The organism is Pseudomonas sp. B2021 (assembly GCF_018135665.1).
GTDB lineage: Bacteria > Pseudomonadota > Gammaproteobacteria > Pseudomonadales > Pseudomonadaceae > Aquipseudomonas > Aquipseudomonas lactis.
On sequence record NZ_SMOF01000001.1, the window covers coordinates 1,391,070 to 1,418,042 of the forward strand.

The window sequence follows — 26,973 nt, forward strand, 5'->3', positions numbered from 1 at the left end:
TGGGGGAAAGGCCGGCATTTTAGCCAAGTTGGTCCTCGGATGCGCGGGTTGTCTGATGGAAAGCCGAGGCGGTGATGCCCCACTGCCCGAGCCAGTAGGTGGCGATCAGTAAATACGGCGCCGCCTCGAACGCCAGCACAAACCGGTTGATGCCGATCAGCGCGTCGGAAACCACAAACGACAGCGCACCCGCTGCTGCCAGCCACGCCGAACGTTTGGGCACCTCGCTGCCCAGTCGCGCCAACGCCCGCCAGAGCATGGCGCTGATCACCAGTGCGTAAACCACCACCGGTATCAACAGCTCACCGAGGCCGTGGGCTATCAAGATGCTCAGCAAGATTGCGCCAACGCCGAGGGCCAGCACCAGCGGCAGCAGCGCCAAGCGCCGACAGTCACTGAAATAGGCTTTGAGATAGGCCAGATGTGCGAACAGAAACGCGCCCAGGCCAAAGATAAACAGGTCGCCTGGCCAGGCGAGCAACACGTCGCCCCCCACGGAAAAAATCAAGCCCAGGCTGATCCAGCGTCGATACTCGGTGGGCGGCGCGTCATGCAGCCAACCCAGCAGCGCCAGCACCGGCAGCGGCTTGACCAGCAGGCACAGCAGCGTTGCATGGGTCGCCAGGCCGTAGACAAAGGTGCCGGCGCCCATCAAGGCAAGGATCAGCCATGGCATATCAGTTCACCGTAATGGCGCAGTCAAAGGTTTCGACAGGTTCGGCCTCCGGCTCCCAAGGTTGCTGGGATGTCAGGCGCAAACGCCCTTGCCCTGGGGCAAACGCCTGGAAGCGCCAGGTGGACTGGCCGCCACCGCCAATCACGCCGGATTCGGTGCTGCTGTAGACCTCAGGGCTCAAGGCGCGCAACACGCCGCCAGCGGAATCCTGGATGGCCCAGCGATAGCCGGTGGTGGGATTGCTGGGCAGGGTGAGGATCAGGTTTTGCCCGTTTTCAAGCTGGAGCGGGCAGGCGCTCTGGTTGTCCACGCTGACGTTTTGCTTGGGGGCACTGGCGCATCCGGCCAGCAGGGCAAGGCTCAAGGGGAGAAACAGGCGGGCAGCGGTCATGAAGGCTCCGTTAATACACGACGAAGGGGGAGCATAACCGAAGATGAGACAAGGTGTGACAAGAGGGCATGCGGTGTGGCGGCTGGCGCCATCGCGGGGAAGCCCGCTCCCACACTTGACCGCGTTGTCATTAACAACACCGATCCCTGTGGGAGCCGGGCTTGCCCGCGATAGGGCCAGTCCAGGCGCTAGAGATCTATCAGAAGAGCACCTTCGCCACATCCGCAAACCGCTTGGCAAAGTGCACCGTCATGCCTTCCTTCAAATAATCCGGCAACTCCTCAAAGCTGCCACGGTTGGGCTCCGGCAAGATCAACTCGTGAATTTTCTGGCGCCGCGCCGCAATCACCTTCTCGCGCACTCCGCCAATCGGCAGTACATGCCCGGTCAAGGTCAGTTCGCCGGTCATCGCCACGCCTTTTTTCGGCGGTTGGTTGCGGGCCAGGGACAGCAACGCACTGGCCATGGTCACGCCAGCACTCGGGCCGTCTTTGGGGGTGGCGCCTTCCGGTACGTGCAAGTGCACGAAGGCTTCATCGAAGAACTTCGCATCGCCGCCAAACGACTTAAGGTTTGAACTGATGTAGCTGTAGGCGATTTCGGCGGACTCTTTCATCACTTCACCCAACTGCCCGGTGAGCTTGAAGCCGCGGTTGAGCGTGTGGATGCGCGTCGCTTCGATCGGCAAGGTGGCGCCGCCCATGCTGGTCCAGGCCAGGCCGGTAATCACGCCGGTGCCGGACAGCACTTGTTCATTACGGAACACGGGCATGCCCAGGGAGCTTTCCAGGTCCTTGTTGCCGATCTTGATCACCGAGTCCGGTTCATCCAGCAGCTTGACCACCGCCTTGCGCACCAGCTTGCCCAGTTGCTTCTCCAACTGACGCACGCCGGCCTCTCGCGCATAACCGTCGATCAACGCGCGCAAGGCACCATCACTGATGGTCAGGCTGTTTTTGGCCACGCCGGCTTTTTCCAACTGCTTGGGCCACAGGTGGCGCTTGGCGATGGCGACTTTTTCTTCGGTGATATAGCCCGACAGGCGAATCACTTCCATGCGGTCCAGCAACGGGCCCGGGATCGAGTCCAGGGTGTTGGCGGTGCACACGAACAGCACTTTGGACAGGTCCAGGCGCAGGTCCAGGTAGTGGTCGAGGAATTCGACGTTCTGTTCCGGGTCCAGGGTTTCCAGCAGCGCCGACGCCGGGTCGCCCTGGAAGCTCTGGCCCATCTTATCGATCTCGTCGAGCATGATCACCGGGTTCATCACTTCCACGTCTTTCAACGCCTGCACCAGCTTGCCGGGCAGGGCGCCGATGTAGGTGCGCCGGTGGCCCTTGATCTCGGCCTCGTCGCGCATGCCGCCGACACTGAAGCGATAGAACGGCCGCCCCAGGGATTCGGCGATGGACTTGCCCACACTGGTCTTGCCCACGCCCGGCGGGCCCACCAGCAACACGATGGAGCCGGCGACTTCGCCCTTGTAGGCGCCCACGGCGAGGAATTCGAGGATGCGGCTCTTGATGTCATCCAGGCCCGCATGGTGCTTGTCGAGCACTTTGCGCGCGTGCTTGAGGTCGAGTTTGTCTGCGCCGTACACGCCCCACGGCACCGAGGTGGCCCAGTCCAGGTAGTTGCGCGTGACGGCGTATTCCGGCGAACCGGTTTCCAGGATCGACAGTTTGTTCAGCTCTTCATCGATGCGCTTCTGTGCCTGGGCCGGCAACACCTTGCCTTGCAGGCGCTGTTCGAACTGTTCGACGTCGGCGCTGCGATCGTCCTTGGTCAGGCCCAGCTCCTGTTGGATGACTTTGAGTTGTTCCTTGAGGAAGAACTCACGCTGGTGCTCGCCGATCTTGCGGTTTACCTCGGCGGAGAGTTCTTTTTGCAGGCGCGCGACTTCTACCTCTTTGCGCAGCATCGGCAGCACTTTTTCCATGCGCTTGAGCATGGGCACGCAGTCCAGCACTTCCTGCAGCTCATTACCGGTCGCCGAGGTGAGGGCGGCGGCGAAGTCGGTAAGCGGCGACGGGTCGTTGGGGCTGAAGCGGTTGAGGTAGTTCTTCAACTCTTCGCTGTACAGCGGGTTGAGGGGCAGCAGTTCCTTGATCGCATTGATCAGCGCCATGCCGTAGGCCTTGACCTCATCGGTCGGCTCGCTGGGCTGGTGCGGGTATTCAACCTCCACCAGGTACGGTGGGCGGTGGTGCTTGAGCCAGGTCTTGATGCGCACGCGGGTCAGGCCCTGAGCCACGAACTGCAGCTTGCCGTTCTCGCGGCTGGCGTGGTGCACCTTCACCAGGGTGCCGTACAGCGGCAGGGCGGAGGTGTCGAAGTGCCGTGGGTCATCGGGCGGCGTGTCCATGAAAAACAGCGCAAGGGAATGGTGGTCGGATTTGCTCACCAGCTCCAGGGTTTCGGCCCAGGGTTCTTCATTGACGATCACCGGCAACACTTGGGCCGGGAAAAACGGCCGATTGTGGATCGGGATGATGTAGACCTTGTCCGGCAGGTTTTGCCCAGGCAGCGCCAGGCCAGTATTGGACGAGGGGGCTTCAGCGTTTTCGGGGTCGGCGTAATCGTTGAGGTCGTAATCTGGAAATTCTTGCTGGTCGCTCATGGGGCACCTGCATCAGTAAGTATGCAGGTTAGATGGGGCGGGGTTGCGGTGGTTTCAATGGGGCGGCGTCGTTAGCAACAATTTGCATGAAATAACGGGAGAGGCGCGGTCAATGTGCTTTATGCCTCTGCTTTTCGAACTGATCGTCAATAATGTGACAGCGAAGCCCAGCTTTTATTGGGTTTACTTATCTCCAGTCCCAGCTAACCTGCTTTAATAAAATTCCCCATAAAAAAGGATGTTTTTTTGACGCCGGTTAGCAGTCGGCAGGGACGCGTATGACACCAGGAAAGCACGGCCAAGAGCGACGAGCACGGCCCGAGGGCGCGGCCATGCACTGGCGCCACACGTTTCAGACCCGTATTGCCGGGGTGTTGGCGCTGTTGCTGCTGGTGGTCGTGGCCGCCACCTATTTTGCCGTGAAGGCCGCCACCACTCGCGCGGTGGAGAACCAGGCCGACGTGCAGCTGAACACGGGGCGGCAGGTGTTCGAGCGCCTGCTGGACCTGCGCGGGCGGCGCTTGCAGTACGGGTTGGACTGGCTCACCGCCGATGGGCCGTTCAAGCAGGCGGTGGCCGGTGGCCGCACGGTGCCGATCCTGGACGCGCTGGGCACCCATGGTACCGGGGTCAGTTCCAGCGAAGTGGTGGTGCTGGGCCTGGATGACCGGGTCATGGTCAGTACTCTGCTGGTGCAGACGCGCGGCCAGCTGTTCCCGTATGCCGATGCCTTGCGCAAGGCGCGGCGCAGTGGCCAGCAAATGTTGATCGTCGCCATGGCCGGGCGCCCCTATCTGCTGGTGCAAAAGGATGTGCTCGGGCCTGTGCCCATCGCCCGCGTGGTCATGGGTTTCCCCATGGACACGCAATTTGCCCACGAGCTGCGTTCCATGAGCAACCTGGAGGTGTCGTTCCTCAGTGTGCAGGACGGCCATCTCGGTCAGCTATTCACCACCCACCCTGGCAATTGGCGCCCAAGCATCATCAGCCTCTTGCATGGCACGCAGGTCGATCCTGAGGCGAAGATCCAGCTGTTCCATGGCCAGCGTGTGCTCAGCCAGGTGTTGCCCTTGGCCAATAGCGGCGAGGGCGATGAAGTGCGCGTGTTGCTGCAAAGCCCGCTGGACCATGCGCTGGAATCCTTCGCGCCGCTGGACCGGCAGTTCATGGGGATTGCCCTGGCGGTGCTGCTGGTCTCGCTGGCGGTGGCGTTATTCCTGGCGCGGCGAGTGTCACGCCCGCTCAATGCGCTGGTGCAAGCCGCTGAACGCATCGGGGCCGGTGACTACCGCACCCCGGTGCGGGTGCGCAGCCACGACGAGTTCGGCCTGCTGGCGCGTGCGTTCAATGCCATGCAAAGCGGCATCGCCCTGCGTGAGCGACAGTTGGCTCACAATGCCTTGCATGACCCGCTCACCGGCCTGCCCAACCGCGCCCTGGCCATGGAGCGCCTGGGCAGTGCGATCAGCGCACGGCGGTCGGTGGTATTGCTGTACGTAGGCATTGAAAACTACCGGGTCATCAACGAAGGGTTTGGCCCCGAAGGGGTCGAGCATATGTTGTGCGAGGCGAGCCGCTGCTTGTCCAGCAGCCTGTTGGCCAGCGACACTGCGGCGCGCATCGCCGGCAGTGAGTTTCTGTTGTTGTTGGAAAACACCGAGATCGACTCTGCCGTGGCCCGCGCCGACCAGTTGCATGGGGCGTTGACCGAACCCCTGCGCATCGGCAATGACGAAGTGCGCCATGAGGTGAGCATCGGCATCGCCGCGTACCCTGCTGACGGGCAGCAGGTGGAAGAATTGATCAACCGCGCGGCCATCGCCCGGCACGACGCGGCCAACCTGCCGGGGCATTTGCAGATCTACCAACCGGACCGCGACCTCGCCCACCAACGCCAGATCACCCTGATCCGCGATTTGCGCCGCGCCGTGATCGAAGGCGAGTTGTTCCTGTGCTACCAGCCCAAGCTTGACCTGCGCCGCGGGCACGTGAGCCAGGCTGAAGCCTTGTTGCGCTGGCAACACCCGACGCTGGGGCAAGTGTCCCCCGCAGAGTTCATTCCCCTGGCCGAACGCACCGGCAGCATGGGCGCGCTAACGCTATGGGTGATCGAGGAAGCCATCCGCCAGATTGCCGAATGGGCGCAGCGTGGGCTGGTTATCCAGCTGTCGGTGAATATCTCCGTGAACGACTTGGCGGATGATGACTTGGCGATTCGCGTCACTGCGCTATTGGCCCAATACCACGTGGGCGCCGAGCATTTGATTTTCGAGATTACCGAGAGCGCCATCATGCACAACCCGCAGCAGGCCCTCAGCGTGCTGGAGCAGCTGCGCAATTGCGGGATCAGCCTGTCGGTGGATGATTTCGGCACCGGTTACTCCTCCCTCGCACAGTTGCAGCGCCTGCCGGTGCAAGAGCTGAAGATCGACCAGTCCTTTATACGCAACCTCGACAGCACCAGCGGCGACGGCGTGATCGTGCGTTCCACCATAGAAATGAGCCATAGCCTGGGGCTCAAGGTGGTGGCCGAGGGCGTGGAGTTCGAACACAGCCTCACCCTGCTCAAACGCTGGAACTGCGACACCGCCCAGGGCTACCTGATCAGCCGGCCGCTCAATGCCATGGCGTTCGAGCGGTGGATGCGGCGTGAACGGGTGCCTACTTAGACCAGTGTCTGCAGTCGCGCCCACAACCTTTGGACATGCTGGCGTTCGGTGCCCAGCGCGCCGATGGATACCCGCACCATCCAGCGCTCATCGAGGAGGGCGGGGGTGACGTAGGCATCGCCTGACTGGTTGAGTTTTTCTGCCCAGGCTCGGGTGTGAGTATCCAGGGCCTGGCCTGCCAACCCCGGCGGTTCATGGCGAATGCAAAGGGTTTGCAAGGCGGGCGTGGCCACCAGTGTCCAGTGCTCAGTGGCTTCAATCTGCTCTGCCAGCCAGCGCGCATTGGCCAGGTCTCGCCGCAGCCGCGCTTGCAGGCCGCTGACACCTTGCTCGCGTATCAGGAACCACAACTTCAAGGCGCGAAAACGGCTGCCCAGGGAAATCCGCCAGTCACGGTAGTTTCGCACTTGGCCGTCTGCGCTGGATTGCAGGTAGCTCGGGTTGGTGGTCATGATGCGAATCAAATGCTCGGGGTCACGTACAAAGTACACCGAGCAATCGAAGGCCGCGCCCAGCCATTTGTGCGGGTTGAGCACCAGCGAGTCAGCCTTTTCGATGCCATCCCACAGGGCCCGGCATTCCGGCAGGATCATTGCCGCGCCAGCCATGGCCGAGTCCACGTGCAGCCACAGGCCGTGGCGTTGGGTGAGGTCGCCAATCGCATCCAGAGGGTCGATCGCCATGGCAGCCGTGGTGCCGGTGGTGGCAATCACCACGCAGGGTGTGTTGCCAGCGGCCAGGTCCTGTTCGATGGCCTGCGCCAGTGCCTGGGGCGACATTGCATTGTGTGCATCGGTGGCGATGGTGCGGATATGGTTCTGGCCGAACCCGGCCAGGATCGCCGCCTTGTTGACCGAGCTATGGGCGTGGGCTGAGGTGTAGACGATCAGGGGCGCGCCGCTGTTTTGCAGGCCGTTGTGCATCAGCGCGTAATCGGAGCTGCGTTCCCGGGCGCTGATAAGCGCCACCAGCGTGGAGGTGGACGCCGAGTCCTGGATCACACCGCTCCATGAGCTGCCCAGGCCGAGCATGTCGCGCAGCCAATCGGTGGTGACTTCCTCGATTTCGGTGAGGGCCGGGCTGGATTGCCAGGACAACCCAATCACACCCAGGCCGGTGCTCAGGCAATCGCCGAGCACTGAGGACAGTTCCACATTGGAAGGGAAGAACCCGAAGAAACTGGGATGCTGCCAATGCAGCAAGCCGGGCATGATCAGTTTTTCGACGTCGCCCATGATTTGTTCGAAGGGTTCGGCGGTGTCAGGCGGGCTGGCCGGCAGGGCGGCTTTGATCTCGCCAGGTTGGGTGGTGGGCTGCACGCCGCGTTGTTCGATGTTCTGTCGGTAGTCTGCAATCAGGTCGATCATGGCATAGCCATGTTGGCGGAATTCTTCGGGGGTCATAGATAAACGTCCATGTGCACGAGCAATAAAAGTATTAGCACCAGAAGTAAAACGGTTCGCCGGCGTTATAGCCAATAAACGACTGCATGCTGACGCGTTTTCCCGAATCGAACCCACAGATGGCGTGGGGGCGGCGGGTATTGATGAGCACCAGTTCGTTCTGGCGTGGGCGGATGCGCAGCGGTTTTTGTAAACACTGTTCGGGCAGTTGGGCCCCCTCGAAGCGCTTGACCTCCTCATAGCCAAAGGCTTGGGTATCCCAGATGACCAACTCGCCCCCCGAAGGCGGTGTTTGCAGGTAGATATTGGCGCTGAATTGATGCTGCAGTTCAGCGACTGTGCGGGGCAGGCAATCCACATGGGGCACCGTTTCCGAGAGGTGCGCCGTCTCCGGGAACATGACGCGGATGATCCCGCAAAACATCGGTCGGCCCTGGAACGCAGCGGCTGTTGCACCTTGCGGCCAGAGCGCCTGGAACTGTTCCATCAGCTGTTGAATGGGCGGCGTTTGCGGCGCACAGAGGCTGTCGATAAGGCCGCGCATACGGGCCGCGTCTGCATAATATTTTTCTTGGGCGTCACCGCCGGCGGCCTTGCCGTACGTGGAGTTGAACGGCGTGCCCCAGCGATGCACACCGTAGAAGTGCTGAACGACGCGCCCCTCTTCGTAGGTTTCATGGCCGTAGTGTTCCAGGGTGGCGGTATCGTCGATGGCCTGAATCAACCGTGCGCTGGTGGTTGCGTTGGCAAACTCAGGTACCCGAATGGCAAGCACTTCGCCACTGATGAGTTTTTTCAAACTGGCAGTATTGAGGTGTTCAAGCTCCAGGATTTTTGTGGGGGTGGAAAGCATCGGTTTTGTAGCGACATGGTCCGTCATGCAGTGAAGCTCCCTTTAAAGTTTTATCCGTACGCCTTTTGTATTACGCAGGGCGTGCGCACTAAATTAGTTTTAAAGGGTTGAGGGGAAACGCTGGGCATTATCAGCAGGCAAAAAAAAGCGGCTGCCCATTCGGGCCGCCGCTTTTTTGTACCGCCAGCGTTGCTTAATCCGGCAGTTTGAACGCCATTACATAGTCACCCTGCTTGGTCCCCAGGGAGCCGTGACCGCCCGCCATGACCAGCACGTATTGCTTGCCGTCCTTGCCGGTGTAGGTCATCGGGGTGGTTTGCGCGCCTGCAGGCAGGCGGCCTTCCCACAGTTGCTTGCCGTTTTTCACGTCATAGGCACGCAGGTACTGGTCCAGGGTGCCGCTGAGGAACGCGACGCCACCAGCGGTGGTGAACGTACCGCCCAGGCTAGGCACGCCCATGGTCAGCGGGATTGGAACCGGCGAGCTGTCACGCACGGTGCCGTTCTTGTGCATCCAGATGGTCTGGTGGTTGGTCAGGTCGACCGCCGCCACGTAGCCCCAGGCCGGTGCCTGGCATGGCAGGCCCATCGGCGACAGCAGCGCTTCAAGGATCACACCATACGGCGCGCCTTTGTTTGGCTGCACGCCCTCGGTTTCGCTGACGCGTGGGCCTTGCTTGGCGATGTCAGCGGCCGGGATCAGCTTGGATTTGAACGCCATGTAGCTTGGGTTCACGAAGGCGATCTGGCGCACCGGGTCAACCGAGATGCCGCCCCAGTCGAACACGCCGAAGTTGCCTGGGTACACGATCGAACCTTGCAGCGACGGCGGCGTGAACGGGCCGTCGTAGCGCATGGATTTGAAGTCGATCCGGCACAGCATCTGGTCGAACGGTGTCACGCCCCACATGTCGCGTTCTTTCAACGGCGGCGGCATGAAGTTCAGGTCGGACTTGGGTTGGGTAGGGGAGGTGCGGTCGCCCGCGACTGCGCCCTGTGGCACCGGGATTTCATTGACCGGTACCACTGGCTGGCCAGTGGCACGGTCCAGCACGTAGATGCTGCCTTGCTTGGTCGACGCCATCACGGCCTGCTTCACGCCCGCAGCGGTCTTGATGTCGATCAGCGAAGGCTGGCCGCCCACGTCCATGTCCCACAGGTCATGGTGGGTGAACTGGAAGGTCCACTTCACGTGGCCGGTGTCGATGTCCAGAGCGGTCAGGCCCGCGGCGTACTTCTCGGAGTCATCGGTACGGTCGCCGCCGTACTGGTCGGGCATCTGGTTGCCCATCGGCAGGTAGAGCATGCCGAGTTTTTCATCCACGGCGAACATGGACCACATGTTCGGCGAGTTGCGGGTGTAGGTCTTGCCTTCGGCCAACGGGGTGGTGTCGTCCGGGTTGCCGCTGTCCCAGTTCCACACCAGCTTGCCGGTGTGCACGTCGAACGCACGGATCACGCCGCTTGGCTCGTCGATGGAAACGTTATCGGTCACGTGACCGCCGATCACGACCAGGTTCTTGGTCACGGCCGGTGGCGACGTGGAGTAGTAACCGCCTGGGGCGAAGCTGCCGATGTTGGCACGCAGGTCGACCTGGCCTTTGTCACCGAAGTCTTCGCACATCTTGCCGGTGTCGGCGTTCAGGGCGATCAGACGGGTGTCGGCGGTCGGCACGAAGATGCGTTTCGGGCAGGCGTTCGGTGCGGCGGCCGGGCTGGCAGTGCCAGTCGGGCTTTGTTCGGAAGCGTAGGCAGCGTCATCGTGGTACGACACGCCACGGCAGGTCATGTGCGCCCAACCTTTGAAGCTTTCAGCACCCTGGGTGGTGATCTTCGGGTCGAAACGCCAGATTTCCTTGCCGGTATCCGGGTCCAGGGCAATCACTTGGCTGTGCGGTGTGCACACGTAGAGCATGCCATTGACTTTCAGCGGGGTGTTTTCCGCGGTGGTTTCACCGGGGTCGCCTGGGCCAGGGATGTCGCCAGTGCGATAGGTCCACGCCGGCACCAGCTTGTGGGCGTTTTCCGGGGTGATCTGTGCCAGTGGCGAGTAACGGTCACCGAAGGCCGAACGGCCATAGGAATTCCAGTCGCCATCGGCCTGGGTGGGCGCAGCGCTGGCCATGCCCGGTACCGCGTCGCGGTCCAGTTGGCCGGTCTTGACCATTTCACCTGGGTTGGTGAATTGGCTGGCCAGTGCGGTAGCGCCCGCCAGCACCACGGCCACGCTCAGCGCGCCAGTGCCCAGCGGGGCCGCTTGGCCACGCAGCAACGGACGGCGAAACCACGGCAGCAGCATGACGATGCCCAAGGCGAACAGCAGGGCCAGGCGCGGTACCAGTTGCCACCAGTCCAGGCCGACTTCCCACAGTGCCCACACGGTGCTGGCGAACAACACCAGTGCGTACAAGCCCAGCGCAGCGCGGCGGGTAGCCAGCAGCAACACGCCGGTCAGGGTGATGCCGATACCGGCGAGCAGGTAGTACAGCGACCCGCCGAGCATGCTCAGCTTGACGCCGCCAGCCAGCAAGGCCAGCCCCATGATCAGCAGCAAGACGCCTAGCAGCCTGGGCAACAGGCGGCTTGGGCTTGAAGCACCATCAGTGCTCATAGTGTGTTTCTCCGTGACGTTGGAATAATTATGTAACCCCGTGCTTCACTGTAGATGACGATTCAGCACGGGCTTGGTTCATCGTTATTTTCGGGTTTTTCTGTGGATAACCGGGTTATCCACAGGCGGGCAACAGAGTCCCTGGCGCAGGTCGGTTTAAGACAGCGCTGTCTTTGCGTGAAGGGAAATTCGGCAAATGGGATCGACCCGGAGGTGAAGCGTTTCAGATTGTTGCGAAGGATAATGCGGCGGGGCGTTTTGAGAAAGGGTGAATCGCAAGATGCATCATTTCAGTTTTGGTAACAGTGACAGATAGTCGCTGCACAATCACGTCGCAGGCATGTCCCCAATGCCGATCGATCAAGCGAACGCAATGCTCAAAGCAACGAAGATCAAATGTGGGAGCTGGCTTGCCTGCGAAGACGTCGGCCCAGCAAACAGTGATGTTGACTGACCCAACGCTTTCGCGGGCAAGCCCGCTCCCACAGGGGATTAGCGGTGATGATTAGAAGGTAGTGCGAACGCCGAACTGCACGCTTCTACCTGGCGCCGGCGCGATATCGCGCAGAATCGAGCTGGCATAGCGCACGGTCTGATTGGTCAGGTTTTCACCGTTGACGAAGGCCAGCCACTGGCTACCGCCCACATTGAAGCGATACCCCGCGCTGGCGCCGAGGGTGGTGTAGCCGTCGGTGCCGCTTTCGTTATCCGGCACACGCCCTTGGCCTGCGGCATGTTCCACATCGATACGTGCTTGCCAGCGGTCCAGTTCCCACAGCAGGCCGCTGCTCATGCGCAGGGGCGCGATGCGTGGCAAGGCTTCGCCGGTGTCCAGGTTGGTGGCGCGGGTGTAATCGCCCGAGAGTTCCAGCGCAAACTTACCGTAGGCGCCTTCACCGAGCTTCCAGTGATCCTGGGCTTCGAAGCCGGCGAAACGCGCGCGCACGCCAGAATATTCGTACTCGGGAATACCGCCCGCGTCCTCTTCGCCTTCATCGTTCAGGGTACGACCCGTGCCCAACAAGCCGATGTAATTGGAGAAGTGGCTGTAGAACACGCCGAAGCTGCCCTTGTGGGTGCCGTTGTCAAAGCGCAGGGCCAGGTCGCTGGACACGGCCTTTTCTTTCTTCAGGTTGGCATCGCCCAACTCGTAGGTACCGGTGGCAACGTGGGCGCCGTTGGCGTACAGCTCGTAAAAGGTCGGCGCGCGTTCGGTGTAGCCGAGGGTGGCGGCCAGGGACCAGATCGGCGTGAGGGCGTACACCGCACCAGACGACAGGCTACCGGCGGTGAAGTTACTGCTCTTGTCGGCATTGGCAAAGCGCTCGTTGCCTTTGGCGTTCGGGTCGACGCTGGTGTGTTCCAGACGTGCGCCTAGGCTGAGTTTGAGGCGCTCGGTGGCTTGCATTTCTTCGAGGATAAACAGTGCGCCGGCGTTGGTGTCGGTCTGCGGTACGAAGGCTTCTTCGCCCAGGGCCGAGAACTCGTTGCGCGTCACTTGGGCGCCGACCACGCCATCGAATGGGCCTATCGGCTGGTGACGAGCTTCCACCCGCGCTTCATAGCCTTTGTTCTTGAAGGTGGTGCCGGTTTCGCCGCCTTCGATTTCTCGGTGTTCGTAGTCGGTGTAACCGGCGTCGAGTTTCACCGAGGTAAAAGGCCCTTGCAGGTTGCGGATCTCGGACGCAAAGGCGTAGTGGTCCTGTTTCATGCGGATGCGCACATCCTGCTCGGCGGGTGAGCCGTAGTTACTGTCGTAATTGCTGTAGGACAGCCCCGCATAACCATCATCCCAGGTGTAGGAACCGCCTACCGCACCACCGTCCTGGCGCCCATTGCTGTTACCCAGGCGCCCGTTTTTGCCGGGGCCGTTTTCGCTCTCCGGTGCATGCCGGCTGCGGGCATAGCCTGGGATTTTAAGGTCGTTGAACTCGCGCGCATCGGCATCCAGGTGCAAGGCGAACGTACCGTTGCCGGCTTCCAGCTTGCCTGCGCTGCTGCGGGTGGTGTCGGCACCGCCGTAGCGCAGTTCACCCGCGCCATGGATGCCTTCAATGGCCTCGGTGGGGATGCGATTGTCGAAGGTATTGACCACACCACCGATGGCGCTGCCGCCGTACAGCAGTGCGGCCGGGCCCCGCACGATTTCAATGCGGTCAACGTTGATCGGGTCCAGCGGCACCGCGTGGTCGTAGGACAGCGACGAGGCGTCCAGCGCCCCCACACCGTTGCGCAGGATGCGAATACGGTCGCCGTCCTGGCCACGAATGATCGGGCGGCTGGCCCCTGGGCCAAAGTACGAAGACGATACGCCCGGCTGCTTGTTCAGGGTTTCACCGAGGCTGCCTTTTTGTTGCAGGGTCAGGTCGTCGCCTTCCAGCACGGTGGTGGGCGAGGCCAGCTGTTCGCTGCCCAGCGGGTTGCCGGTGACCACTTGGGGTGGCAGTTCCAGGGCATGGGCCTGGGAGCCGATCAACAGGGCGGCGGCGAGGGGCGACAAGCGCCAGATAGAAGGCAGCGACATCGGATATTCCTAGGCAAAAAGGTTGTTAAGTAAAGTTACAATATAACATCTCTTTTTTGCGAAAAAGGGGAACTTTTCCTCGCGGGCTATATTCAATCCGATGCTTCCACCTGCACGCCCCGTCGGCTAAGGTGCGCGGCTGTGTTTCCTCTTTTTGCAAAAGGCCTGGCATGACCGCGACAAGCAACGACCCGCTCCACGGTGTGACCCTGCAACACGTGCTCACCACCCTGGTGGAGCATTACGAGTGGAGCGGCTTGGCCGAGCGCATTGATATCCGCTGCTTCAAGAGTGACCCGAGCATCAAGTCGAGCCTGACCTTCCTGCGCAAAACCCCGTGGGCGCGGGAAAAGGTCGAAGGTTTGTACGTCAAGCTGATGCGTACCAAGCGCCCCCTGGATTGAAAGCATGAAGCGCTTTGTCGCGACGGCAGCCTTGGCCGGTTGGGTGGGGTTGGCGATCCAGCAATACCTGATTCTCTATTTGCGCTGGACCAGTGGCGCGAGCTTGCTGGGCGGCCTGATCAGTTTCTTCAGCTTCTTCACCGTGCTGACCAATACCCTGGTGGTCGTGGTGCTCAGCTACGCGCTGGTCAAGCGCGACTCTGGTGCCAAGCGGTTTTTCCTCGCGCCTCACATCAGTAGCGCGATAGCGGCGAGCATCGTGCTGGTGAGCCTGGCCTACAACCTGCTGCTGCGGCATCTGTGGAGCCCGCAAGGCTTTCAATTTATCGCCGATGAATTGCTGCACGACGTCATGCCGTTGCTGTTTGTGGTGTATTGGTGGCGGTGTGTGCCCAAGGGCACCTTGCGGTTCAAGCACATTGCCGGCTGGGTGATTTACCCATTGGTGTACTTCGGTTATGTGCTGCTGCGCGGGCATATGCTCGGGCAGTATCAGTACCCGTTCATGGATGTGGACAGCCTTGGTTATCCACAAGTGTTTGTGAATGCCGCAGGGATTTTGGCAGGGTTCATCGTCATCGCGCTGGCGATCATCGGCCTGGACAAGCACCTCAAATCTCCCTCGATCTAAAGTGAGCACCATTAATGTGGGAGCTGGCTTGCCTGCGATAGCATCACCTCGGTGTAACTGATAAACCGAGGTGTTTGCATCGCAGGCAAGCCAGCTCCCACCTTATTTATTCTTCCTCGCTGCCCTCGGCACGCCAGTAACCCACGGCCTTGAGGTATTGCTCGTTGACCTTGTGCGCATCCAGCAGCACCCGCCGCACCTGGCGCGACAGCTTGGTTTCGGTGGCGACGAAGCTGTACAGCGTGCCGCTGGGCAGCGTCAGGTTACTCACCACATTGAGCAGGTCATCCTGGCCACGCAGCACCCAGATCACCTCGACCTCGGCTGCGCTGTTCAGCGCCTGTTGTTCCGCCGCATCGGCGATTTCAATCACCGCCAGCACCTTGCGCCCAGCGGGCAGTTCTTCCAGGCGCCGAGCGATGGCCGGGATCGCCGTTTCATCGCCAATCAGCAGGTAGCTGTCGAAGATATCCGGCACGATCATCGAGCCACGTGGCCCGCCGATATACAGGTGCTGGCCGACTTCAACTTGCTCGGCCCAGGTAGACGCAGGGCCATCGCCGTGCAGCACGAAGTCGATGTCCAGCTCGCCAATGCTCAGGTCGTAACGCCGTGGTGTGTAGTCACGCATCGCCGGTTGCGGGCCGTCGCCCTTGATGTTGAACGTCGGGCTTTCCAGCGCGGCTTGTTCTTGGGCGTTCTGCGGGAACAACAGCTTGATGTGGTCGTCGCTGCCCAGGCTGATAAAGCCCGCCAATTCCGGGCCGCCCAGGGTGACGCGGCGCATGCGCGGGGTGATATCGACCACCCGCAATACTTGCAGGCGGCGGCGTTTGATTTCGTGGGTTACGCGATGAATGGTTTGTGTGTTCATTGGTCTGTCCCGTCGGCAATGGCTTGGGCGGTGCGATTGAGCAGCGCCGCGACACGAATGATTTCTTCCGGGCTCCAGTGCCCGTTGTGTGAATGCAAGGCGTGGCGCAGGTTGTGCACCGCTTCATGGATTTGCGGTGGGCGGTCGTGGCCACGCAGCGAGCGCTTGCTGACATCCAGGCGCATGCGCACACCGTCCAGGGCAACGGCTTGCTCGCTTAAGAAGAGACGACCGGGGTCGGTGATTGTGTAGCGTTTTTTTCCGCCATCGGCGTCGCCGCTGATCAGCTCGCTCTCTTCAAGAAAGGTCAGGGTGGGGTAGATCACGCCGGGGCTGGGGCTGTAGGCGCCGTCGAACAGGCCCTCGATGCGGCGGATCAGGTCGTAGCCATGGCAAGGTTGCTCGGCGATCAGTGACAACAGCAGCAGCTTCAGGTCGCCAGGGGCGAACACCCGTGGGCCGCGACCGCCGCGTTTTTCAAACTCGCCGCGATGTTCGTGTTTCATGGGCAGGTCCTCTGTGCAGGTTTAGATATAACGTAAGATATATCTTAATGCTAAGGATAGTACCTGGCGACCAACGGTCGTTGGCGGTTGCACAGGCTTGGTCCGCGAAGCAACTAACAACTATTGGACCTGATTGGATTTTAGAGCTATAACTTTAATTAGAGTTGTAGCTCGAATTTATATCTGAACTTGTTATTTGTCAGGCGCTGCTTAGTCTTGTGGTACGCTTCTTACAGCAACTTCTTTAGCACATTTTTAGCGTGTAGCTTATTTCCTACGGATACTTTTAAAGTTTTGGCGAAATGCCATCTTTTTCGCTCAAGCCCTGTTTACAAGGGCTACGTGCGTTTTGGAATGTGCCTGCATACCTGCTTTTAGTTTGGCTTGATCATTGTCTTGCAGTGCGTAGTTCAACTAACTACGCCTGCTAATTCGTTGTTAGGGACCTCCTTGGCAATGAACCATTCAATGTTGTCAACTACAGGTATTGACCATGTTTAAGAAGTTTGCTGTCGCTGTTCCCCTGGCCGTTCTGGCGCTATCTTCCTCGGTAACGGCTATCGCTGCCGGTGAAGCCAGCCACACCGTCAACCTCAAGGCAAACATCCCGACCACCGTGTTCCACGCCCAGCCGCGTGATCCGAACTGGGGTCGTGACGAAACCATGACCTACAACCTGGTCAGCGGTGAGTTGGCGCCCCTGAGCGCCATCTACGACATCAAGAACACCAACGGTTCGGTTCACGCCTACATCGAAGGCGGCCCGGCTGTGCTGTTCAACGGTGATGCCGCGCAGAACATCGCGCTGACCACCACCCTCAATGGCGTGACCCTGACCGGCTCTCCGCAGGAAGTGGTCAATGAAGCCGACTCCACCCCAGGTATTGGCGCTGAAATGCGCATCGTCGCGGCCAAGCCTTCGGCTACTCAGCGCGGTTCCTACACCGCGGTGATGCCGGTGGTATTCGACGCGGTATTGCCAACGCTTTGATGTGCCAATGAATGCCCGTTGAACACGGGCATTTACTTGCAGGTCGGCTGACTTTCCTCCTCGGTCCGCCGGCCTGGTTTTTTCCAGTCTTTTGGCATTCAGAGTGTTCCGTTCATGTTTCCGATGACGCCTATCGCGACGGCGCTTGCGCTGTTGATGTGTACGAGTGCCCTGGCCGTACCTGCTGCCTCGGGCGCTTTGACTACCGGCAATCTGCTGAGTCAGGCCCAAGGCTTGCCCGCCGGTTTTGCCGATCACTTTTTCGACGTGCCGCTGGCGGTACGTGTAGACCTTGACCAGCAGTTGCTGGGCGAGGCACTGATTGTGTTGACCCGGGATGATCGCGTCACCCTGCTCGAGTTCACCGACACCGGTGACAGCAAGGTCCCGGCCGCCACCCGCGACACCTGGCAAGCCCTGCTGGAAAAGGGCGTGGCGCTGGGTGCCTGTACCCAATCCTGTCCGGAAAAAATGCTCTCGGCGTTCTACAACCTGGAAAACTCCCAGTTGGCGATCATCACTCAGAATGTCGAGCTCAATGACGATGCACCGCGCTTTTACCAGCAACCGGAAGACGGCAGCCTGGGGTTGATCATCAACAACCAGCTCAACCTCAACGGTGGCCAGGACAACAAACTGGGCGGTCGCTACGGGCTGCAGGCCAGTTCCAGCATTGGCAACTGGAGCCAGGTGTTCAACCTGCAACTGGCGCGACAGAGTGGCGATAACGAACAGATGCGCCACGCGATCCATGAGCTGTACACCCAGCGGGAAATGGAAGGGCAATTTTTTCGCCTGGGTCATTTCACCCCCAATTCCGACGGCCTGACCCGCCAACTGCGCAGCTTCGGTGCCAGCCCTGACACAGCGCTGGGCCTGATGTACGGGAGTTCCGACAGCTTGGCCATCAACAATGCCAAGCCCAGCGTGTACCCGATCTATGTCACCGCCAACCGCCAGGCGGCGGTGGAGATTTACCGCAACGGTCTGTTGATCAACACCCAAGCCGTGGCAGCCGGCCTGCAAACCCTGGACACCCGGCCATTGCCCGGCGGTATCTATGAAGTGGAAGTGCGCCTGGTGGAAGACGGCCTGACCACCAGCACCACCCAGGAGTTGGTGTACAAACCCAGCAACTGGCGCAACGCCGAAGACCCGTGGCGCTACAACCTGTTTGCCGGGCGCGAGACCAAGCTGTTCAGCAATTGGGACGAACAAGCCTCTGGCGCGATGACTGCGGGCGCGTCCATCAACTACCTGTTGCACCCACGGGTGATCCTCGGCCTGTCGGCACGCCAGGTGCGTGAACAACTGCAGTACGGCGGTTCGGTGGACTGGACGGTCGCCAACAACACCAGTCTCTACACCAACCTGTACCAGACCCAGGACCACGGCACCGGCATGGACCTGCAAGCGCTCTACACCTTGGGCGCCACCAACCTGGTGTTCAGCCACACGCGCAGCTGGCTCGACACCCGCGACACCTACGAAACCCTGCCGGACGGCACCCGCCTGCGCCGCAATACCTTCGTGGGCGAGGCCAGCAACACGGCGCTGTCGGTCAACCACCGGCTCGATGCGAAAAACACCCTGAACATGCGCCTGTCCCACAGCGAAGGCAATGTCGAGGGCGCCGGTATCGACCTGGGTTGGAGCCGTCATGACAAGCTGTTCGGCAGCGATGCCAACTGGCGCTTCTCGGTGTTCGACCGGCCCGGTACCTCGGGTACCAACGACGCGCGCAATCGTGGTGTAGACGTAAGTGTCAGCATGAACCTGGGCCGCGATGGCCGGCAGATCTCCGGCAGCATCGGCACCCGCACCGCCCGTGACGGCGGGCGTGACAACAACGCCTCGGTGACCTTGCGCCAAGACCTGACCGACCACTTCCTGCAAAGCGTCTCGGCCACGGCGATCACCGACACCTATGGCGTCGGCCTGTCGGGCATGGCCAGTTTCAATACCGACGCGATCAGCGGTGACGGCTTCGTGCAGCGCAGTTCCTTCAACGGCGACTTCAGCGGTGGCCTGAACCTCAACAGCACCCTGGTGGCCGGTGCCGGCAAGGTATTGCTGAGCAGCCAGTACCAGGGCAACGGTGCCGGCATGATCATCGACGTGGAAACCGACCTCGACGAGATCGCCTTGCGCGCCGATGACCTGGGCGGCGGCAGCACCCTGTTGCGGCCCGGGCGCAATTATGTGCCGGTGTCGGCCTACAAGAGCAGCAGCGTGGCCTTCGACTTTGAAGGCAACCACCCACCGGCGGCCAATATCCAGCCGGCGCGCTCCAGCTACCACCTGAACAAGGGCGGTGTGGACTACCGCAAAGTCACGGTGATGAAAACCGTCACCGTGCTGGGCCGCTTGCTGGATGAACACGGCACACCTCTGCGCGGCCACCACGTGATCAATCACGCCAGCCGTGGGGTCAGCGAAGTAGATGGGTTCTTCTCCATGGAAATGAGTTCCAGCTCACCCACCCTGCAAGTGCGCTACCAGAACCAGCTGTTGTGCCAGTTCCGTCTGGACCCCAGCAACGCGCCAAGCGAAAGCGACGTGCTGATGATCGGCGACTTGCGCTGCACGCCGGATACGTTGGCCGAAGTCGCCCATGCGTCAGAGGCGGCCGGATGAATTTTTTACTCAGAACAGCATGCGTTCGCAGCAACGAGTTGATCAGCATGAACAAGCCTGGCAACACAATGTGGCGCGCTGTCGTATTGGCCGCTTCGTTGGGTTCGTTCACCCCTTGGGGCCTTGCGGCCACGCAAGACATTACCGCTGAGTTCCGACCGGACCCTAGCAATCCCATGGTGAACAGGTTCACCAATACCACCCCGCAGAGCGGGGTATGCCCTGGGCATATGCCGGCACGGTGTGAAGCATTGGGGATTTTCAGTATCCGCACCTGGGATATCAACTTTGTCGCCACCGGCCCGATAGAGGCCAACCATGCGGATCCGCGTCAAGGCTTGATGTTCAAGGTCCCCTCCGAGTGGCGCAGTTTCGAGGTGATATCACCCAAGGGCGACCGCAAAACCGTCGAGATGCGTATCTCGGGTATTGGCAGCCGTTTCAATACAACCAACCCTCCGGGCGTGCATGCGTGGAGTTCATTACCCGCCAACTGGACGCATCCACCTTCCCCCTGCCAATACACCGGCATGTGGGCGGCGGCCCCCACGTTGCGGCTGTGGTTCTGGCTGATACCGGAAGGTGGCGGTGCGTGCAATCTAGTGACGCCGTTCAATGTTCCCTCCTCCAGTTTCAGCATGCTTGAGTACACATATGAACTGAGGACACCTAACCCCCTGGACATGGATGCTGGGCAATACAGAGGGTCGATTACTTACGGGGTCGGGCCGCACCAGGATTTCGATTTTGGTGACATTTACCGGCCAAACGATGATGTGCTGACCTTCAACTTCGACCTTCGAGTGGAGCACAACCTCAAGGTTGACCTGCCCCCCGGAGGCAACCGTATCGAGCTGTTGCCCGAAGGCGGCTGGCAAGCCTGGCTCAATCGCGGGCGGCAACCTTCGAAGCTGTTCCGCGACCAGACCTTCGTCATCTCGGCCAGTACCCGTTTCAAGATGCAGCTCGAGTGCAGCCTGGCCATCGGCAACACCTGCGGGCTGCGCAACGGGGACGGCGACGAGGTGCCGCTGCAGGTCGGCGTGACCCTGCCATTTGGCTTGCGCGACCAGTACGGCCAGGCCGTGAGCAAGCTGCCCTTGCGCCTGGACGGTTCCGGCACTGAGCTGTTTCAGCCCGGCCACTACGTGAACAGCCGCCCCGCCAGCCTGCACTTTGCCGTGGAGCGAGACGACGTGAAGGAAATGCTCAAACAACCGGGCAGCACCTACACCGGCGTGGTCACGGTGATCTGGGATTCGGAAGTCTAGGCAGGCATCTACCGCACATCAGCCGCTGGGCTGGGTTCAATCAATGAGGCGTAATCAAACATGAAACAAGCAGTGTTATCGGTCGGGCTGGTGCTGTTGTCGTTGTCCGCTCAGGCGGGGCCGGCGATCAACGTGGGGGTGGTGTACGACTACCTGGAGGGCGATCGCAGTTCCTACCTCAAGCGTGTCTATAACGGCGGCACCAGTACCGCATTCATCAAGGTCAATGTGCTGGAAATCGTCTACAACGCCGACGGCACCTCCAAGGAAGTGCCGATTACTTCGATGACTGACGCCAAGGGCGGCGCCACCAACCGTGACGGCCTGATGGCCAGCCCGGCGCGGCTGATCGTGCCGGCGGGCGGGCGTCAGGGCACCCGCTTGCTGTACATGGGCCAGCGCGACACGGAACGTTACTTCCGTGTGCGCTTCATCCCGGTGGTGCCGGAAAAAGAAGACGACTTTGCTGTCACCGATGAAGAGCGGGCCGAGTACAAGGACGCGCTGGCCGCCGGGGTCAACGTCATGGCCGGTTATGGCACGGTGTTTTTCGTGCGCCCACAGAACACCCGTTTCGACACGCAGATCAGCCAGACCACCAGCCAGTACACCTTGCGCAATGCCGGCAACAGCGTGGTGGTGCTCGATGAGTTCCGGGACTGTTCGGTGGCGAAGAAAACCGACTGTGAAGCCACCACCAAGCACCACATCCTGCCCGGCCGTCAGCTGGTGTTCGAGAAAAAGCCCGAGCGCCAGTTCAGTTTCCAGCTGATCGAAGGCCGCGACAAAAAACCGATGACGGTCAACAGCAACGGGTGATGACAATGTTCAAGCAACTGACGGCACTGGCGGTACTGATGACCCCTGTGTTCCTGGGCGAGCCGGCGCAGGCGTTCCAGGAACGCCACAGCTTCGATGTGTCGGTGACCATCCCGATCGAAGAAGCCTATGTACTGCCCTCCGAGCCGGATTGGATGGGGCATGACCAAGTGCTGGCGTGGGACCTGGCGACGGCGCGGCTTGGCCGCCTGCGCAAGAACTTCGACGTCAAGAACATCAACGGTGGCGTGACCGCCCGCCTGGGCGACACCCCGTACTTGCTGAGCGGGCGCAACCGTATCGAGTTGCAGGTGTTGTTCAATCGGGTGCCGTTGACCCTGGATGCCACGCAGGTACTCAGTGCCGAGGAGGCGCGCCCGGGGCGCCGCGCCGAACTGGAGATTGCCGCTATCGAACCACCTGACGGTTACCGCGGTGGCGAGTATTACGGCACGGTGCACTTGATGTTCGATTTTCCCGCGCCATAAGCCTGGCGAGTGAAACCTTGTGGGCCCGCGATACGGAGCGATTATGCGACTGTTCACCGTTACAAAAAAATGGCTGGGGCCTTGTGCGCTGGCGCTGGGCCTCAGCTGGGCGAGCCTGCCGGTGCAGGCGCTGGAGCAAAACATCTCGGCGGTGTTTCGCCCTGACCCGACCAACCCGATGGTCAATAAATTCCAGAACACCACCCCCCACAGTGGCATCTGTGCCTGGCATGTGCCGGCGCTGTGCGAGTCACTCAACACCTTCAGTATTCGTACCAACGAATTGGTGTTCAACTCGAACGCGCAAATCGAGGCGGACCATGAAGACCCGCGCAAGGGCGCGTATTTCAAGGTACCGTCCTCCTGGCGCGATGTGCAGGTGACCCATATCGCCACGGGTCAGGTTGAAACGGTACAGATGCGCATCGCCGGCTTCGGTGGCCGATGGAGCCTGGGCGGTGGCGCCAGAGTGGGCGTTTGGGCCAGAAATGGCTCCTGGGATTATTACTGGCGTTATGGTGCAGCACCGTGTCAGGGGGTCAGGTATATCGCGGCGTCCAGCACTTTTTTACTCTACTTCTGGACCATTCCTGAAAATGCAGGGGCTTGCAACGTGGTCCCCACCTCGCCGATTCCGCAGATGGTCTATAACCCCGTCGAGTATGGCTATGAACTCAAGACCCCGAATCCATTGGGCATGGCCAGCGGTGAATACCGCGGTTCGGTCAGTTACAGCATCGGCCCAGGAGGGGATTTTGATCTCGGCGATGTGATGATGCCCAACGACAATACGCTGACTTTCAACTTCACCCTGTCGGTGGAGCACAACCTCAAGGTCGACCTGCCACCGGGAGGCAACCGCGTTGAACTGCTGCCCGAGGGCGGCTGGCAAGCCTGGCTCAATCGCGGGCGACAACCGTCGAAACTGTTCCGTGACCAGACCTTCGTCATCTCCGCCAGCGGACGTTTCAAGATGCAGCTCGAATGCAGCCTGGCCATCGGCAACACCTGCGGTCTGCGCAACGGCGCGGGCGACGAGGTGCCGCTGCAGGTCGGGGTGACCTTGCCTTATGGCTTGCAAGACCAGTACGGCCAGGCCGTGAACAAGCTGCCCTTGCGCCTGGACGGCAGCGGCACCGAGCTGTTCCAACCCGGCTATTACGTCAACAACCGCCCCGCGAGCCTGCACTTTACCGTGGAGCGGGACGACGTGAAGGAAATGCTCAAGCAGCCCGGTAGCACCTACACGGGCGTGGTCACGGTGATCTGGGATTCGGAGGTCTAGGTTTGAAAGCGGTTGGGCGGCCAACGACTCAGTGGCTGGCACGCCACCCAATCAGGAACCACCACACATCACCTCACCCGACCCTTGCAGATAAGGCATCAACAACGGCGCCATGCCTTTGAGCACTTGCACCGGCAACGCCGAGGTGAATTTGAAGCCTTGCGCCGAACTGCCGGGCACAAAGGCGGTGAGTGTGCCGAAGTGGTGGTCGCCGATAAAAAACACAAAAGTGGCGGTGCGGTTGATCGCCTTGGAACTGATCAAGCGCCCACCGGCACCCATTGCCTGGATGCGGTTATCGCCCGTGCCGGTCTTGCCGCCCATGGCCATTGGCGTGCCGTCGGCCTGGGTGAAACTGCCCGACACGCGTTTGGCCGTGCCAGCGTCCACCACTCGCGACAACGCCCCGCGCAAGGCGCTGGCAACTTCGGACGGCATCACCCGTTTGCCGGGGTCGGGCGTGTTGACCACACGGGTGTCGTAAGGGGTGCCGGCGGCAAAGTGCAGGCTGTCGATGCGCAGCACTTTGCCGCGCACGCCGTCGTTGAGGATGATGCCCATCAGTTCCGCGAGCGCGGCGGGGCGGTCTCCCGAACTGCCGATGGCGGTAGCCAGCGACGGTACCAGGTGATCGAACGGATACCCCACCGCTTGCCAGCGCTGATGAATATCCAGGAAGGCTTCGACTTCGAGCATGGTGCGGATACGGCTGTCGCGCGCGCCTTGATGACGGCTCTTGAACAGCCAGCTGTACACCTCCTGGCGTTCGAACTGGCTGGCCTTGACCACTTCGCTGAAGGTGGCCTGCGGGTGGTTGAGCAGGTAACCGAGCAACCACAGGTCCAGGGGGTGGACCTTGGCGATATAGCCTTGGTCGGGCAGGTCGTAGGTGCCGGGGCCGTAGTCCTTGTACAGGCGTTGCAGGCGCTCGTCGCTGAGGGCTGCGGTGGTTTTTACGCCGGTCAGGTGGGAGCGCACGAAGCGGTTGAAGGTGTCCTGGTTTGCTTCAGGAAACAGGTAGCGATGTACGGCCGCCAAGCGAATCGCGGTGGGGTGCAGGCTGTCGAGGAAGGTTTCCAGGCGCGCCTGGGTGTCTTTTTTCTGGTACTTCTTCCAGAACTTGAGCAGGAAGGTGGTGCCTTCGCGGTCGGCAAACCGGGCCAGGTATTCCTGGCGGCGCGGGTCGCCGTCATCCTTGAGCAATTGCGCACTGTTGTTGGCGCCGGCATAGGTGACGTAGCGCGTCAGGTCGCGCATGAGGCGAATGAACGGCAGGTTGATCGACTCGCGCAGCGCGTCACGCAATGTGGGGCTGCGGCCGTTGTCTTCGTTGCGAAAATTATGGAAATAATGCATCCCGCCGCCGGTGAAAAACCCTTCGTTGGGGCTGGCCGAATAGGTGCGGTCCAGGGCGGCCTCAAGCATGGTCGCCAGGGATTTGTCCGAAGCCTGCAGCAAGTAATCGACGGCCCAGCGACTGAGCCGGTCTTGCTCGGCGATGTCGGCCTTTTTCAACGCTGCTGGGGTTTGTGTGGCGTAGCGATCATGCAGTTCGCTGATGATTTGCAAGTAAGTGGTGAGCACCCGCAACTTGGCGGTGGAACCCAGTTCCAGCTTGCTGCCTTCGTTGATATCGAAGGGCTGGTCGGTGTTGTCGGTTTGCACCCGCACCCGTGAGCCGTCGGCGGTGCGTTCGAACAGGGTAAAACTGTAGCGCACTTGCGGCGTGCTGGCGGGCGTCAGCAGGCGTTCGCCGAGCAGGCCGATGTTGCCCGCGAATGCCGGGTCGGCCAGTTGCTTGAGGTAACCGGTCACCTGGTTTTGCAGTTCGGCCTGCAAGGTGCTGGTGGCCGCGAGGTCAAGGCGGTCGAGATCGTACAGCGGCCGGTTGAGCAGGGCCGCCAGGCGGCTGCGGGCTACGCTGACGCCTTTGTTGCTGTCGATCGGTTGCAGTGTGGGCTGCTGCAGCCAGTCGCGATAAGTGACGCGCGCGGCCAGTGCAGCCTTGAGCAACGTCGGGTCGATTACCACGTTCTGCGCCAGCAGCCGCAGGTGGCTGTCGGTGAGTTGCTTGAGTTCGTCGCGACCGTTGGCCAGGTAATGGGAAGGGCGGCGCTGGGCGATCATCAACGACAACACCTCACGTAATGCCAAGCCCCGTGCCGCCAGGCTGGCCGGTGTGGTGGCGGTATCCTGAAGCGCGCGGTTGACCTGGGCGAAATCGGCGCCGTACCACACCCGCAACCCTTCGGCCATGCCATGCACTTCGCCGTGGCCCGGCACGGCCGACAGGGGCACGCTGTTGAGGTAATCACGCACTATGTTGCGCCGCGCCGCAAGCGTATCGGGGCCATGCTGGTAAGCGCGCACGCTGGCGGAGAGCATCTGGCGGATTTTCTCGCTGCCCGACAGGGTCAGGCCGTCGGGCGAGTGGCGGTACTTTTCCAGCTGGGTGGCCAGGGTGCTGCCGCCTGCCGCTTGCCCCGGCAGGTGCAACTGGCGCGCCACTTGCGACCAAGCAGCTTTGGCGAAGCGCGGCCAGTCCACGGCGGGGTTGGCTTGCGCCGGTTCGGGATCGAGCAGTGCACGGTTTTCGATAAACAGCAGGCTGTGGATCATCAGCGGCGGAATGTCATCGAAGCGGGCGTACAGCTGGGTCGGGTAGTTGAATTGATACAGCGGCGCCGCGCGGCAATCGGTTATGGTCAAGCCGGCCTGGATCTTCTCAGCGTAGGGGATAAACAAGCCGTGACGGCTGTAGTCCATTAACGCCTTGGAAAAGCGCGCCTGGGACTCGATCATGTAGTTGCGCTTGAGCAAACGCGGCAGGAACTCGCCCAGTGCGCTGTAGCCCAGGCGCTGATCGAAGGGGCCCGCGCCGGGGTACACCAGTGCATCGCTGGCGCCGGGGGCCACCCGGTAGGTCAGCTTCGCCGCCCACTCGCTGAATATACGAGCCTGCCAGCGTGAGGTCTGCGCCTCCCGGTGCGCGGCGAAACCCAGAGCGATCAAGGCCATCAACGCAATCAACCAGCCCACGCGACGCCAGGGTCTGGTTTTTTTCGGCAAAGGCGCTGGTGACGGGCTGTCGGGGTCGAGGTCAGCCTGGGGGGGATCAGTGTGCTGCAGAGCGCCCATAGTCGATTGATCCATTCCTACAGATTGATCGGACTTGTCTGAAGCGTAGACGCAGTTTGTCGGTCAGGAGGGGACAAATCCAAATGTAGGAGCGAGCTTGCTCGCGAAAACCGTCAACGATAACGAGTGCTTCCTGAATGAGCGCGGCGCCTGTGAGTTTTTCGCGAGCAAGCTCGCTCCTA

The 26,973-nt window shown here is 61.1% G+C and carries 19 protein-coding genes; 9 read left to right on the forward strand and 10 right to left on the reverse strand.

Annotation, left to right across the window (positions count from 1 at the left end; genetic code table 11):
- Nucleotides 1-19 precede the first annotated feature (19 nt).
- The 3 genes from E1K68_RS06210 to lon form a co-directional block, all read right to left on the reverse strand.
- Nucleotides 20-676, reverse strand: coding sequence for a lysoplasmalogenase (locus tag E1K68_RS06210; RefSeq protein WP_212613875.1), 657 nt, complete (start codon nt 674-676; stop codon nt 20-22).
- 1 nt (nt 677) lies between these two features.
- The gene (locus E1K68_RS06215; protein ID WP_003188871.1) at nt 678-1,067 is read right to left on the reverse strand and encodes a protease inhibitor I42 family protein; all 390 of its coding nucleotides are present in this window, start codon (nt 1,065-1,067) and stop codon (nt 678-680) included.
- Nucleotides 1,068-1,266: 199 nt separating this feature from the next.
- Nucleotides 1,267-3,687: an endopeptidase La gene (lon, locus tag E1K68_RS06220; protein ID WP_003188872.1), complete on the reverse strand. Its 2,421-nt coding sequence runs from the start codon at nt 3,685-3,687 to the stop codon at nt 1,267-1,269.
- Nucleotides 3,688-4,019: 332 nt separating this feature from the next.
- Between lon and E1K68_RS06225 the strand changes: the two genes are divergently transcribed.
- Nucleotides 4,020-6,356 (forward strand): bifunctional diguanylate cyclase/phosphodiesterase, encoded by a 2,337-nt coding sequence (locus E1K68_RS06225; protein WP_034134817.1) that lies wholly within the window; start codon nt 4,020-4,022, stop codon nt 6,354-6,356.
- On the opposite strand, the gene E1K68_RS06230 is transcribed toward E1K68_RS06225, so the two are convergent.
- From E1K68_RS06230 to E1K68_RS06245, 4 genes are all read right to left on the reverse strand, one after another.
- On the reverse strand, nt 6,353-7,759 hold the full coding sequence (locus E1K68_RS06230; RefSeq protein WP_003188875.1) for a pyridoxal-dependent decarboxylase: 1,407 nt from the start codon (nt 7,757-7,759) through the stop codon (nt 6,353-6,355). The two genes, E1K68_RS06225 and E1K68_RS06230, sit on opposite strands and share 4 nt — an antisense overlap.
- 34 nt (nt 7,760-7,793) lie before the next feature.
- Nucleotides 7,794-8,639 carry a 2OG-Fe(II) oxygenase gene (locus E1K68_RS06235; RefSeq protein ID WP_038449041.1) on the reverse strand — a complete coding sequence of 282 codons (846 nt, stop codon included), beginning with the start codon at nt 8,637-8,639 and terminating at the stop codon, nt 7,794-7,796.
- 166 nt (nt 8,640-8,805) lie between these two features.
- Complete coding sequence (locus E1K68_RS06240) at nt 8,806-11,223, reverse strand: glucose/quinate/shikimate family membrane-bound PQQ-dependent dehydrogenase (RefSeq protein WP_094774873.1); 2,418 nt, start codon at nt 11,221-11,223, stop codon at nt 8,806-8,808.
- Nucleotides 11,224-11,728: 505 nt separating this feature from the next.
- Nucleotides 11,729-13,747 carry a TonB-dependent receptor gene (locus tag E1K68_RS06245; protein ID WP_212613876.1) on the reverse strand — a complete coding sequence of 673 codons (2,019 nt, stop codon included), beginning with the start codon at nt 13,745-13,747 and terminating at the stop codon, nt 11,729-11,731.
- A 170-nt stretch (nt 13,748-13,917) separates the two neighbouring features.
- Between E1K68_RS06245 and E1K68_RS06250 the strand changes: the two genes are divergently transcribed.
- Entirely contained in the window at nt 13,918-14,151 is a 234-nt protein-coding gene (locus tag E1K68_RS06250) for a VF530 family protein (RefSeq protein WP_003188882.1), read from the forward strand.
- 4 nt (nt 14,152-14,155) lie between these two features.
- Nucleotides 14,156-14,782: a Pr6Pr family membrane protein gene (locus E1K68_RS06255; RefSeq protein WP_212613877.1), complete on the forward strand. Its 627-nt coding sequence runs from the start codon at nt 14,156-14,158 to the stop codon at nt 14,780-14,782.
- 106 nt (nt 14,783-14,888) lie between these two features.
- On the opposite strand, the gene E1K68_RS06260 is transcribed toward E1K68_RS06255, so the two are convergent.
- Together E1K68_RS06260 and E1K68_RS06265 are read right to left on the reverse strand one after the other, a co-directional pair.
- Nucleotides 14,889-15,656, reverse strand: a complete 768-nt coding sequence (locus E1K68_RS06260; RefSeq protein WP_003188884.1) for a siderophore-interacting protein — start codon at nt 15,654-15,656, stop codon at nt 14,889-14,891.
- Nucleotides 15,653-16,162, reverse strand: coding sequence for a PadR family transcriptional regulator (locus E1K68_RS06265; protein ID WP_003188886.1), 510 nt, complete (start codon nt 16,160-16,162; stop codon nt 15,653-15,655). The genes E1K68_RS06260 and E1K68_RS06265 overlap by 4 nt, the downstream gene beginning before the upstream one ends.
- Before the next feature lie 493 nt (nt 16,163-16,655).
- On the opposite strand from E1K68_RS06265, the gene E1K68_RS06270 reads away from it, so the two are divergent.
- From E1K68_RS06270 to E1K68_RS06295, 6 genes are all read left to right on the forward strand, one after another.
- Nucleotides 16,656-17,153, forward strand: a complete 498-nt coding sequence (locus E1K68_RS06270; protein ID WP_003188887.1) for a CS1 type fimbrial major subunit — start codon at nt 16,656-16,658, stop codon at nt 17,151-17,153.
- Between the two features lie 114 nt (nt 17,154-17,267).
- Nucleotides 17,268-19,790: a CS1-pili formation C-terminal domain-containing protein gene (locus E1K68_RS06275; RefSeq protein ID WP_212613878.1), complete on the forward strand. Its 2,523-nt coding sequence runs from the start codon at nt 17,268-17,270 to the stop codon at nt 19,788-19,790.
- Nucleotides 19,791-19,966: 176 nt separating this feature from the next.
- Nucleotides 19,967-21,061: a hypothetical protein gene (locus E1K68_RS06280; RefSeq protein ID WP_057711012.1), complete on the forward strand. Its 1,095-nt coding sequence runs from the start codon at nt 19,967-19,969 to the stop codon at nt 21,059-21,061.
- Nucleotides 21,062-21,121: 60 nt separating this feature from the next.
- Nucleotides 21,122-21,880 (forward strand): hypothetical protein, encoded by a 759-nt coding sequence (locus E1K68_RS06285; protein WP_003188891.1) that lies wholly within the window; start codon nt 21,122-21,124, stop codon nt 21,878-21,880.
- 5 nt (nt 21,881-21,885) lie between these two features.
- Entirely contained in the window at nt 21,886-22,368 is a 483-nt protein-coding gene (locus E1K68_RS06290; protein WP_003188892.1) for a CS1 type fimbrial major subunit, read from the forward strand.
- A 43-nt stretch (nt 22,369-22,411) separates the two neighbouring features.
- On the forward strand, nt 22,412-23,653 hold the full coding sequence (locus tag E1K68_RS06295; protein ID WP_003188893.1) for a hypothetical protein: 1,242 nt from the start codon (nt 22,412-22,414) through the stop codon (nt 23,651-23,653).
- A 51-nt stretch (nt 23,654-23,704) separates the two neighbouring features.
- On the opposite strand, the gene E1K68_RS06300 is transcribed toward E1K68_RS06295, so the two are convergent.
- Nucleotides 23,705-26,791 carry a transglycosylase domain-containing protein gene (locus E1K68_RS06300; RefSeq protein WP_212613879.1) on the reverse strand — a complete coding sequence of 1,029 codons (3,087 nt, stop codon included), beginning with the start codon at nt 26,789-26,791 and terminating at the stop codon, nt 23,705-23,707.
- Between the last annotated feature and the right edge of the window lie 182 nt (nt 26,792-26,973).